The sequence below is a fragment of the Paenibacillus sp. 1_12 genome, from assembly GCF_900114475.1.
GTDB lineage: Bacteria > Bacillota > Bacilli > Paenibacillales > NBRC-103111 > Paenibacillus_S.
On the sequence record NZ_FOTE01000005.1, the window covers coordinates 168070 to 180580 of the forward strand.

Sequence of the window (12511 nt, forward strand, 5' to 3'; positions counted from 1 at the left end):
TCTTTCTCAATCAAAATTGCGAACGCAGCTTCTCGACGAGCTGAGTCGTGCTCTGCCAGTCATCCTCTGTTATTTCTGCATTGCTGTACTTGGCTTTCTCAAAGATAGATAGCACCTGCTCCAAATCTGCCTTCATCCATTTGCTCTGCTTGATCCATCTGCGGGTTGCTTCACGCAGGGTTTCATGCTCATCACGGGTATAGCCATTGCGTCGGCAAATTCTCAGCATTCGTTCACATTCTACGATGACCTTTTGCTTCAGAAGCGATGCTCTTCGACGCTCGATCCGTTCTTTGATAAGTTCTATTACCTGCAGCTTCCATACTAGAAAAGCCACTAACGCTATCGCTAACAGCACCAATCCGCTAATACTGGCAACATGGCCTGGATTTGAAAAAACAGCCGTTTCTTCCGCTGTTTCCGGTATTTCGGGTAATGTTGACATATCGATTACAGTTTCCTGTAATTGCGCGGCACGCGGCAGTACAAATCCAGAGGTAGGCTCAAAAGGAATCCAACCATAGCCACTAAAATAAATTTCCACCCAGGAATGCGCATCCGCATTACGAACGGTATACACACCAGCAGCATCGGGATCCAACATACCCTGCTCAACCGACATATTCAAATATTCATCAGGTACTGTTGTAGAACCAGATGCATAGCCCTTCACCCATCGAGTAGGAAGTCCAGATGATCTAGAGAGCACCGCCATCGCTGATGAGAAATAATCACAATAGCCTTCCTTGATTTCAAATAAGAAACGCTCTACAAAGTCTCGACTCCGTCCTTTGGTAAGATCAGGCTTGTTCGTATAAGGGTAGGTTTGACGCAAATATTGCTCAATCTTCTTAGCCTTGTCATAAGGGCTCACCGTATCTTTGGTAATATCCGCCGCTAATTGACGGACACGATTCGGTGTATTGTCAGGCAGTTGTAAATATTCAGCCAGCTCTACACGATTCGGCAGCTCGGCAGGCACTTGACGCAAGACTTCCTCATCCACTATCGGCATTTGTGAGACAACTGTGTACGATTTGGGGAATGCTTGACGCTGCTGCTCATTAAACCGCATCTCAGATTGCGATGGCGCCCATAGCAAGGGCTCAAAACCTGTCTTGACACCTCCGAGATCGACTACCTTTTGCAAGCTGAAGGCTCCGAATAACACAGGATATTTTTCCTCAGACAAAATCGTAACCGTTTGGGTAACCTCTATTGTTTTCAGCTTGCTGCCAGCAGTTCTTGGATCAGAAGTCAGCGGGACATCCGCACGTACACTGCTCACCTGAGCACGTCTGTCTCCTTCTCCGAGCTCCCAGCCTTTACCACTGTAAAAACTCCTCGTCTCTCCACGCCAATAGCTTCGATGTGAGGTTTCCACGGTCATGACAGGGGTAAAATCGAATTCAAATCCCCCACCCAGAGACGTGTCATTGCGGCTATATCCGGAAGAAGAATCACCTGCAGCCGCAGCGACCTCAACCCCTTTACCCGTAGTAAAGTTAACCGGCTGACCTTGAAAATTGCGCCACGCTGTATAAGGATCGGTCAATAAGGGACTGACCTCCGGCATAATGGAACCAATAGATAATGTCAGACAAACCAATGTAATGACTGGTACTGAAATTGACATCGGATAATCAGCCAAATAGCTCCATGCTGTTGGATCTTTTCGACGAAGCCGCTGAAAGTGACACAAAATCAGCAGAAATAATCCGCAGCCCAGCACCATTACCACTTGAGGCCACAAATACACATTCGAAAAAGAATCACGTATACACATGGCGAGTACACTAACGATCATGAGTAGATAAATTCTCCACTTCACCTCTACCCACCAGATCAAAGCCAGATAAATGACCCATGTGCTTAACGCAAACCATAGATATGGAGTCAACTGGTATAAGTTCAGAAACAGCTGTGAAGAAAAATAGCTGGATACAGATACATCATCAATGATTTTATAATCGCGTAAAACATGTGCATTGAGCGCGATCACCGCAATCATTTGTATGAATCCACGTGCAAGCCAATGAAGCCTCGGAACATGCTCAATCAGGAAGGTTACAAGCAGCGTTAACTGAACAATTCGAACCGTCTCCGGCAGCCACACTCCATTTTCTTTGGTAATCCAGGTTACAAATTGCAATAATAACAAGCCCACCAGTAAAGCGGTCAAACGATGCGGCCAATCCGTCCAAAGCATACGCTGCCATACAGGTGTCTTTTCATACATCAGCTCGCTCATCCACTTCTCCCTCCCAGCACAACCGGAAGCTCATGAAGGGAATGGATAGCATACCCGACCACACCAACCGATTGCAGTCTTTTCAACCAAGCTTCTTGATCGGCAGCGTCCGAGCATATCCACAGGTGGCAAGGGTTTAATTGCAGCTGCTTGAGCCAATTAAAAATTTGTATAATGGGTTCACCGTACTGCGGTGTAATCAAGGTAATAAAACTGCCTGGAACCAGATGCTGGACCTTTTCCCTTAATACTTGGCGAAGGTTATACGAGCCGTCGGCCTCCACATGGATAAAATGCTGTTGAACCGCTTTAAGTAAATTTTGTCCTGGTTTTGGCTCAAAATACACATCATCCGCTCCCGTAGACACGAGTCCCAGAGCTAAACTGCGTCCGGCTCCGTATTGAAACAAAGATGCCGCTATAGAAACAGCGAGCTCAAATTCCTCCGATTCTCCATAAGCCTTGCGTTCACGATCAAGAATCAAATAGGTTTTGGGTAAGGATTCACGTTCAAATTCCTTAGATTTCCATGTTCCTGTTTTGGCTGTCGCATTCCAGTGAATACGTGACAATCGATCCCCATAAATATACTCTCGTACACCATTGATCTGTGTCGTTTCGCGGACTGCACGTGTCGTAGTAGAATGGTGGTTTGTCCCTTTCATCATTTGATGATATTGCTGCCATTCGCGAATCTGTATGGTTTGCGGCAGTACGACGATACTATTAGGCAGCTTGAGGGTACCTCTGTGCTCAAATAAACCAAATATATCTTCAGTAACACATTCGGTAGTGCCGAAAGTATACGAACCTCTACGCAGTGCAGGTGTCCGGTATTCCCAATCTCCACGTCTTCTCCAATCCGGAACTATGGTCGATTCAAATGCAAGCTCACTGCCGTTTTTGTGAGTCAATCGATCCTTTACGAATATATAAGGCATGGGCCAAAATCCGGGAATTTGCAGTTGAATAGTCACTGTGAGTGAGCTTCCTGCCTCTAGTGTACTATTCGTTTCCGCATTATGCAGCGTCCGTGCTCCCTGTGTCCGTTTGATGCCGCTCCACTGCCCCAGCAATAAATAAATGCTTAACACGAGCATGACCACAAACAGCATTAGTGCGAGTTTCCCACCTTGAAACAACAGAAAACCCAAGCTCCCCAGTAAGCTTAACAGTACCGCCCAAAATTGTTTGCTCATACGTGGTAATTCGGTAAGCTTCTGAACGATGGCTTCACGCATCCTGCTCACTTCTCCATTCGTACGGGTACTCTCACCTGTTGAAACACAGACTGTAGTACGGATTGCACCGTAGCGCCGTCCATCCGGGCTTCAGCATTCAGAATGAGGCGATGCCCCAACACGTATGGAGCCAAAAACTTGATGTCGTCTGGAATGACATAATCCCTTTCCTGAAGCAATGCATAGGCCTTAGATGCCTGTACCAGTGCTAAAGTTGCACGAGGACTTGCACCAAGGAAAATTGCAGTATGCTCACGGGTTTGTCTTGTGATCGAAACCAGATAGCTTGCGACTGCATCATCCAGATGTACACGCTTCGCTCTCTGCTGCATACCGAGAATGTGCTCGATGTCCGCTACCGGCTCCAGCTTTTCAATTGGATGCACAATACTTTGTGAAATAATCATCTTCGTTTCTGTTGCTTCATCCGGGTATCCCAGACTAAATTTCATCATGAAACGGTCCAGCTGCGCTTCCGGCAATGTATATGTGCCTTCAAAATCAATCGGATTTTGTGTGGCCAGCATCATAAATGGCTGAGGAAGCTCATGCGTGGCACCATCCACTGTAATATGACGTTCTTCCATGGCTTCCAACAAAGCAGATTGTGTCTTGGTTGTGGCGCGGTTAATCTCATCAGCCAGCAAAATGTGTGTCATAATCGGGCCTGGTCTGAATATGAATACTTCATCTTTCGGATGATATATCGAAACTCCAGTAATATCGGTGGGAAGCAAATCAGGATTGCATTGGATACGTCGGAATTGACCACGAATCGATTTAGCTAATGATTTGATCAAAATTGTTTTTCCGGTACCTGGTACATCCTCCAAAAGTACGTGTCCACCTGCTAACATGGCTGTCATGAGTAGTTTTATTTCATCTGTCTTACCGAGGATGCAAGACTCCAAATTCGCTTGTATGCGCTTTAGCATTCCTATATCTTCACTGACAATGGCCTCCATGTTCCTGATCCTCCTTAGGGTGTATGTAATGAGTGGGCAGAATGATTCACTTTCTATTTTACATGATTAAAAAAAGGCCGTATACGTGCAAATACGCTAAAATTGTTTGTAAAATTACACATTTGGAGACATTTTGAAAACAAAAAAAACTCCATAGGGCTAGCCCCTGGAGCAGAACGGACCTTACTAAGGATACGTACAAAACCTTTATACGGTTTCATCAAATGGGAACTTTACCCGCGAGGCCTGCAAAAGAGAGCTGCCAGAAATGAAAAGATAATCGCTGCCGAAATACCTGCGCTTGTCACATTGAAAATACCTGTGATAATACCTATAGCTCCGTCTTCCTTGAGCTCCTGCAGTGCTCCGTGAACAAGTGCATTCCCAAAGCTTGTAATCGGCACCGTTGCGCCAGCACCAGCGAATCGAATTAACGGATCATACCAGCCTATTCCATCCAAAACTGCACCGCTTACGACAAGTGTACTCATCGTATGCGCAGGTGTAAGCTTCCCCACATCCATCAGAAGCTGACCAACTACACATATCGCACCACCGATAATAAATGCCCATACAAAATCCATGAAAGTTTCCATTGCTTAGTTCACCCCGCTTTCGATAGCTACAGCATGAGCGATACAGGGTATGCTTTCACCTTGTTGAAACGAAAGTGGTGACAACAAAGCACCTGTAGCGATGACCAAAATTTTGCGATAATCGCCTTTGATCAGCTTTTTTAGAATATGACCATAAGTAACCACAGCTGAGCAACCACAGCCGCTTCCCCCCGCAATAACAGGCTGTTTCTCACGATCATAAATCATCAGACCGCAATCGTTATAAGTGGTTTGATGAATCGGTATTTTATGTTTAATAAGCAATTCATTCGCAATATCGTAACCTACTTTGGCCAAATCGCCTGTGACGATCAAATCGTAGTACCCAGGCTCGCGGTCAAAATCCTTGAAATGCGCCTGCATAGTATCCACCGCGGCAGGTGCCATTGCGGCTCCCATATTAAACGGATCCTTTATGCCCATATCAATGACACGACCGATGGTCGCGCCAGTAACCACCGGACCTTTCCCATTTCGGGAGACTACAGCCGCACCTGCACCTGTCACCGTATATTGGGCGGTAGGAGGCTTCTGTGAGCCGTATTCGGTTGGATAACGGAACTGCTTCTCGGAGGTGCAATTGTGACTGCAGGTTCCAGCCATCACATCGTTTGCATAACCAGCATCCGTCAGCATCGCCGCTAGCGCTAGACCTTCCATTGAGGTAGAGCAGGCTCCGAAAATACCAATGTAGGGAATCGCGAGTGTCCGTGCTGCGAAAGTGCTGCTAATAATTTGATTCATTAAGTCGCCGCCTACATAAAACTGAACCTTTTCTTTGGTGAGTCCAGCGTTTTCGACAGCAAGCTTCGCAGCTTCATCCATCAATTGCCGCTCTGCCTTCTCCCAGCTCTCTTGCTGCAGCAGCATATCACCATGAACAATATCGAAATCATCACCTAACGGTCCCGCACCCTCCTCAGGGCCAACGACAGTGGCAACACCGGTTATCACGGGTCGGTTCTGAAATGCCCAGCTTTGGTATCCCTGAAGCATCGCTCATCCTCCTATGTTAAAAATTAAATGCACCAGTCCCACAACAAATGCAGCCACAATTCCGAACACAATAACAGATCCGGCTAATTTAAACATATTGCCACCGACACCTAGAACAAATCCTTCACTTTTATGCTCGAGTGCTGCCGAACACATGGAGTTCGCAAAGCCCGTCACGGGGACAGCCGAACCGGCACCTGCCCACTGTGCGAGCTTGTCATACAACCCGAAGCAGGTCAGGATGACAGACAATAGAATAAGCACAGCCACTGTTGGATTACCTGCCTTTTCTGCTGGAAACCCAAAGGCGTGAATGAACATCTCAGTTAAACCTTGACCTATCACACAAATAATCCCACCGACGAAAAAAGCCCGAAGGCAGTTTTTTAAAACTGGCCTGGATGGCTCCTTCTTTTTGGCAAGCACTTGATATTCCTGCTGTGTCCAGGTAAGTTTTTGCTTTGTTTTTGAAGCCATTTCATCGCTTCCTTTCTTATCTTTTTAATACGGGCTCAAGTAGTTTAATTTGCTTTTGCAGCTGTAAAGTACAGCTCTCGTACATTTTCTTCGCAGAGGCATCTATCGTTGACAAGCCATACAAGGCCAAATCCGCCTCGCATTTTTTTATTGTAGCCATCAGCAGACGTCTTTCGTTATTTACAGGCAGCTTCAACATATCATCATACAGATCGACATACAGAGCTCCATAAGAATCAACAGTGCCCAGAAACACATTGTCTATTGTGACGCCTATTTTCTCCAATTCCGTCCTGAGCCATCCTGGATTCAGTCCAGCTGTTGCGAGCGGCTCTTCCATAATATTACCGTCGATAATAACAGCCTGCGATTCCATCTCGGGTGCCGTTTGGATTCCAAGGTGCTTTGCAGTAAGCGGTTGGTTCTCTTTCTTAAGCATAACGCTCAGCTCTCCACTTGCCTCCAGCATCGCAAATTGGACCTCGGACGGATTAAAAACACTTTTCTTTCGAAGCTGCTCCAGCAACTCCTCTGCCGTGTAACGCTCTTTCTTGAGGTTGTCCTCCATGACCTTGCCTTCCTTGATCATGACCGTTCCCTTCCCCTCGAACCAGCCTCTAAGCGTAACACTCTTCATAGTTATCAATTCCAATCCGAGCGGTACCAGTGCCCATACCAATAAAGCAACAACACCGTGCATATAATTATTTTCGATATCGGTTGATATAAAGCCAGCCAGCTCACCCAGGGTAATACCTGTTATATATTCAAAAAAAGTAAGCTGGGAAATCTGCTTTTTCCCTAATATCCTTGTGAGTATAAACAGCATCGCAATAGCTCCAAGAGACCTGACAACAATTTGTACCCAATCCATCCCCATTCTCTCCTTCCCGGAATACATCTCCGTAACATTATTTGCATCATTGCTCAGACTTATGGTTTCTAAATATATCCAGTCATGATTTCAAAAATTGTGAGCACAATGTAAGAGGTGAAACACAAGGAGGTGAACAATCATGACTGTAGCATCAAGCGTAAAAACTACACTGGCTTCGTTAAAAAGCGCACAAGCCAGCCTGGAGACATTTGCTCTGAGCACACAAAATCAGGAAGCTAAGCAGGTATTCGAACAAGCTGCCCAAACTACGCAGCAAGTTTGCGATCAAATTAGCGGGCGTGTTCAGCAGTTGGAAAGTGAAGAGCCTCAATATAAAGGCTTCTAAACGGATTGGGATCTGAAAACTGATCCAAAACATCCGAAGCTTGTCCAACATAAAAAGCCTTGTGATTGCCGACCATGGGCAATTCAAGGCTTTTTATTTAGACTGCAAATCATTTGTTTCTTTAAGCTCTCACAAACTGTGCTTCTATATCCTGGTAAGGATAAAAGATAATGAGCTATGTACGGTGATTACGCACTTAGCTCCGCAGAAGCATCGTATGCGTCCTCTAGATCAAGCCAATAACCATAAAAATAAAAGCAACAAAATATACAGTACAAGTATCATGATCAGGTTATTCTGTTTTTTCATATAAACAGGCTCCTATCTATCCATAATGTTCCCGATTCTATCCTATGTCACGGTAATTTGTTTGGAATGTGTATATGCCTATATGGAATTTAATGATATAATACGTTCATTGTTCACGTTAACATAAACTTATTTTGCGGGAGGGTCTCTTCATTATGACGATTCATTCGAAGGAGCATCTACATTCATTTGTTACGGAAACGGTAAGGAATACGCAAGTAACCGATATTCATACCCACTTATTTGCAGAATCGTTCGGTGACCTACTTCTATGGGGTGTCGATGATTTATTAACTTATCACTACCTGATTGCTGAAACATTCCGTTTCAAACCGGAATTATCTTATGATGCTTTCTGGGCTATGAGCAAACAAGAGCAGGCCGATTTAATATGGAAAACTTTGTTCATTGAGCACTCACCATACAGTGAAGCGTGCCGCGGTGTGGTCACTGTATTAAATAGACTTGGCTTCGATTTAAGCACTCGGGACTTGAATACATATCGTGAATATTACAAAAACGTTAGCGCCAAAGACTATATTTCACGTATTTTGGAGCTTGCAAAGGTCAAAACGGTTGTCATGACAAATGATCCTTTTGATAGCTTTGAGCGTGAGAAATGGTCACAAAATCATCCACAGGATCCTCGTTTTCTCGCTGCGCTTCGAATTGATCCTCTGCTGAACGCCTGGGATACGAGCTGGACGCTGCTTGTTGAGCAGGGCTATGAGGTGAAACCCGATTTTTCTGGTAATACCATTTCTGAGATTCGCCGTTTTCTGAACGACTGGATTGCGCGCATCAATCCTCTATATATGGCGGTCTCGCTCCCAAATGATTTTGCTTATCCCGAAGATTCATCTCGCGGACGCATCATCGACGAATGTATCGTACCTGTCGCACGTGAAGCCAACATTCCGTTCGCCATGATGATAGGTGTTAAGCGCCAGGTAAACCCTTCTTTGAAAGGTGCAGGAGACAGCTTAGGAAAAAGTGATATAGGAACAGTTGAACGTATCGTCAGCAAGTATCAAGACGTGAAATTTCTCGTGACCATGCTATCCCGTGAAAATCAGCATGAGCTTGCCGTGACCGCTCGTAAAAACCGCAATTTATTAATTTTCGGCTGCTGGTGGTTCCTGAACAATCCGAGTCTTATCGAAGAAATTACCCGTATGCGCTTCGAATTGCTCGGTGGCAGTATCATTCCACAGCATTCCGACTGTCGTATTATTGACCAGCTACTATATAAATGGGATCATTCCCGTGAAATCATTGCAAAAGTATTGTTTGAGAAATATGATGATTTATTGGCGGCTGGTTGGCGCCTGGAGGAAGAAGAGATCCAGCGTGACGTAGACGATTTACTTGGGGGTACTTTCTGGAAGTTTCTTGGGAAACCCGATCCTGCAGCGATAGCTGCAAAATAAATCATAATTGCAACTCTAATTAGTTACTTACATTGTTTTATTGCTGTAGAAAAAATCATCAAAAAAGACGCTCTATTCAGCAGCGTCTTTTTTGATGTAAGCAATCTTACGGTTATTTGCCTTGAGCATTTTTGAGAGCTAGCTCATCTATTGGCAGTACTGCTCCATTGTTCAGAGAAAGCAGTCGTTCGATGATCGTTATCGCCTGAGCTCTTGTAGTTGTTTCCTGTGGTGCCAAATCGCCATTATTAAGGCCCTGCAGGATCCCTTTTTGGACTGCATGAAGCATTGCAAATGAGCTATCTACCACAGTGGTTGAGTTCTGTAGTTCTTTATTTGTAGCTCGAACAGCAATTTTAGCCATTTCTGAACGGGTAATCGGTGCATCCCATATGGTCTGGGTTTCTTCCTGACCATAAAACCCTGCTTTGACAAGTGTATCTACATAGGGTTGATACCATACTTTGTCTACAGATAGCTGGGCTGATGGCAACTTAAGTGCTGCAGCCGTCAGCTTAGCGAACTCCGCTCGTGTAACCGTACCCTCTGGCTTGAAAGTGCCATCCGGATAGCCGTCTGTGTAACCCTTTTCCACAGCGGCAGCAATTGCCGCACTGGCCCAGTGGCCTCCGGTATCACTAAAACCACTAACAAAACCAGATACGGTTTCTGGTATCGCACGGTTCTTGTAAGTACCATCTCCTAATTGACCGATCGTATTTCCTCCCCAAGTCCATACCGCTCCATCTGCCGATGTAGCAACGGAATGAGCACTACCAGCAGATACAGTCAATACATCGTGAATAGCTTTAGCTTGAACAGGTATCTGTCTATTCGTAGTCGTCCCATCACCCAATTGACCGTAAATGTTCTGGCCCCAAGACCATACGGATCCATCCTTTTTTACAGCAAGAGAATGATAGCTGCCTCCGGCAATTGCTGTCACATCGTATAAACTGCCGACCTGAGTAGGAATTAACCGATTGGTCGTCGAATTATCCCCAATTTGACCGTAGCCATTATAACCCCAAGCCCACACTGTACCATCAGATCTCAGTGCAAGAGAGTGATTACGACCAGCAGCTATTGCCTTTATATTACTTAACCCTGAAAGTTGCACAGCAGAGCGGCGCGTCGATAAAGTACCATCGCCAAGCTGTCCATTAATATTGTCGCCCCATACCCATACCGTTCCATCGCTAGCTAATGCCAATGCATGATTGTAGCCTGCTGCAATAGCCTGAATTCGTTTCAAGCCTGGAATCTCGATTGGCGTTACGCTTGATTTGGACGTTCCGTCTGCAAGAGCACCGAAGGTGTTATCACCCAAAGCCCATACCGTTCCATCTTTCTTCAATGCAATTGTAAAGGAATTTCCAGCAGCAATATCAACAATATCTGTAAACAAAGGTGCCGCTGCTGGCTCATTCTTGTTTATTAATAAGTTGTCTGCTAGCTGACCATTACTATTCAATCCCCAGCTCCATACCGTCCCATCTGCTTTCAGTGCCAACGCATGCCCGGTACCAGCAGCTATTGATGCGATTGGGTCCAAAGTATCCAAGGCAATCGGTGTGTTAGTACCCCCGTTTCTGCCGATACCTAATTGACCAAATGTGTTCTCGCCCCAAGTCCAGAGCTTGTTGCTCATCCATACCAGCGTAAAGCTGTCTCCTGACACAAGCTTCCGTGGTTGTATAATACCGTTATAGCTTCCCAGTGAGGGATCGATCACTTGTTCAGATAAGAAAAATCGCGGAACTAACGCGGGTATAATTCGGCTTGTTGCTGCTCCGTCCCCTAATTGTCCCAGTGTGCTGTTACCCCAAGCCCACACGGTTCCATCTGTTTTCACGATCATGGAGTGAAAAGCTCCGGTGCCAACTGCAGCAATATTTCTTAAACTATCAATTCTCACATTAACAATACTGTTCTTGTAATCTCCGGTGCCCAATTGCCCATAGTTGTTCAAGCCCCATGCACTGACGGTTCCGTCCTTATGTCGAACTAATGCATGGGAATTTCCGGCTGCAATGTTCACAGCGTCATTAACCCCAGTAACACTGGATGCAAAGTTCCGATCGGTTGTATTTCCGTTTCCCAGCTGTCCTGCTACGTTAGAGCCCCAGGTAAATACGCGACCATCTTCTTTTAGTGTCATTGAGAAATTACCACCAGCAGCTACAGCAGTAGTCTCATAGGTAAAGTTTACCCGAGTAGGTCTGCTAACAATATCATTGGTGTCCGCATCGCCAGCTTGACCATAGGTGTTGTCTCCCCAAGCAAGTACATTATTGTCTGAAATCAGCGCCAGAACATGATTGGAGCCGGAGGCAATAGCCTTAACATTCGTAGGATAAGCCAACTGCGCAGGCTTTAGCTTACTGGTTGTGGTGCCATCACCCAATTGACCTTTTGAATTATCTCCCCAGGTCACAATCGTCCCATCGCTTTTTAAAGCAATTGAATGATTGCTTCCTGCAGAGATAGCAATGACATCCTTTAAATCCTCGATCTGGAATGGTATAAGCTGGTCATTTAAAGTACCATCACCTAATTGACCTGCGTTATTTTGCCCCCACGCCCAGACCGTACCATCCTTGCGAAGCGCAAGAGTATGATTCATCCCAGCTGCAACAGCTGTAATATCGAAAAGCTCCTTCACCTGTGTCGGTGTATAACGGGAAACGCCAGCTCCTGTTCCGAGCTTACCATGCAAGCTGTCACCCCAGGTCCAAACCGTACCGTTGCTTTTCAGGGCAACAGTATGACTTAAACCACCCGTAACTTGAGCGACGCCTAGCACAGGCGCTGCAACAGTTGAACTAGCAGCATTAATCGCTGAGGATACTACACTGGGATTACCATCATTTGATACACCATCAGCGAAGGCAGAACCTGATACAACCAAGGTTTGAAGCAAAAGCGCTCCAGTCATTGAAAAGGAAAGCCAGCGTTTTAGCTTATATTTGAAACGGTTTCGAACCATTGTACAATCTCCT

10 protein-coding genes are annotated in these 12511 nt (G+C 45.5%); 2 read left to right on the forward strand and 8 right to left on the reverse strand.

Annotation, left to right across the window (positions count from 1 at the left end):
• Positions 1-10: 10 nt before the first annotated feature.
• The 7 genes from BM210_RS13375 to BM210_RS13405 form a co-directional block, all read right to left on the reverse strand.
• Positions 11-2251: a transglutaminase TgpA family protein gene (locus BM210_RS13375; protein WP_091168844.1), complete on the reverse strand. Its 2241-nt coding sequence runs from the start codon at positions 2249-2251 to the stop codon at positions 11-13.
• Complete coding sequence (locus BM210_RS13380) at positions 2248-3492, reverse strand: DUF58 domain-containing protein (protein ID WP_091168845.1); 1245 nt, start codon at positions 3490-3492, stop codon at positions 2248-2250. The genes BM210_RS13375 and BM210_RS13380 overlap by 4 nt, the downstream gene beginning before the upstream one ends.
• Positions 3493-3497: 5 nt before the next feature.
• Positions 3498-4457 (reverse strand): AAA family ATPase, encoded by a 960-nt coding sequence (locus BM210_RS13385; protein ID WP_091168848.1) that lies wholly within the window; start codon positions 4455-4457, stop codon positions 3498-3500.
• A 233-nt stretch (positions 4458-4690) separates the two neighbouring features.
• Positions 4691-5041, reverse strand: a complete 351-nt coding sequence (gene spoVAE / locus BM210_RS13390; RefSeq protein WP_091169382.1) for a stage V sporulation protein AE — start codon at positions 5039-5041, stop codon at positions 4691-4693.
• A gap of 15 nt (positions 5042-5056) precedes the next feature.
• Complete coding sequence (gene spoVAD, locus BM210_RS13395; RefSeq protein ID WP_091168851.1) at positions 5057-6070, reverse strand: stage V sporulation protein AD; 1014 nt, start codon at positions 6068-6070, stop codon at positions 5057-5059.
• Positions 6071-6073: 3 nt separating this feature from the next.
• Complete coding sequence (gene spoVAC / locus BM210_RS13400) at positions 6074-6547, reverse strand: stage V sporulation protein AC (protein WP_091168854.1); 474 nt, start codon at positions 6545-6547, stop codon at positions 6074-6076.
• A 16-nt stretch (positions 6548-6563) separates the two neighbouring features.
• A complete protein-coding gene (locus BM210_RS13405) occupies positions 6564-7421 on the reverse strand; it encodes a DUF421 domain-containing protein (RefSeq protein WP_371263470.1) in 858 nt (285 codons plus the stop codon).
• A gap of 142 nt (positions 7422-7563) precedes the next feature.
• On the opposite strand from BM210_RS13405, the gene BM210_RS13410 reads away from it, so the two are divergent.
• Positions 7564-7770: a DUF1657 domain-containing protein gene (locus BM210_RS13410; protein ID WP_091168859.1), complete on the forward strand. Its 207-nt coding sequence runs from the start codon at positions 7564-7566 to the stop codon at positions 7768-7770.
• Positions 7771-8234: 464 nt separating this feature from the next.
• A complete protein-coding gene (locus tag BM210_RS13415) occupies positions 8235-9509 on the forward strand; it encodes a glucuronate isomerase (protein WP_091168862.1) in 1275 nt (424 codons plus the stop codon).
• 112 nt (positions 9510-9621) lie between these two features.
• Here the strand turns inward: BM210_RS13415 and BM210_RS13420 are convergent, their stop codons facing one another.
• Entirely contained in the window at positions 9622-12498 is a 2877-nt protein-coding gene (locus BM210_RS13420; RefSeq protein WP_091168864.1) for an RCC1 domain-containing protein, read from the reverse strand.
• Positions 12499-12511: the final 13 nt, after the last annotated feature.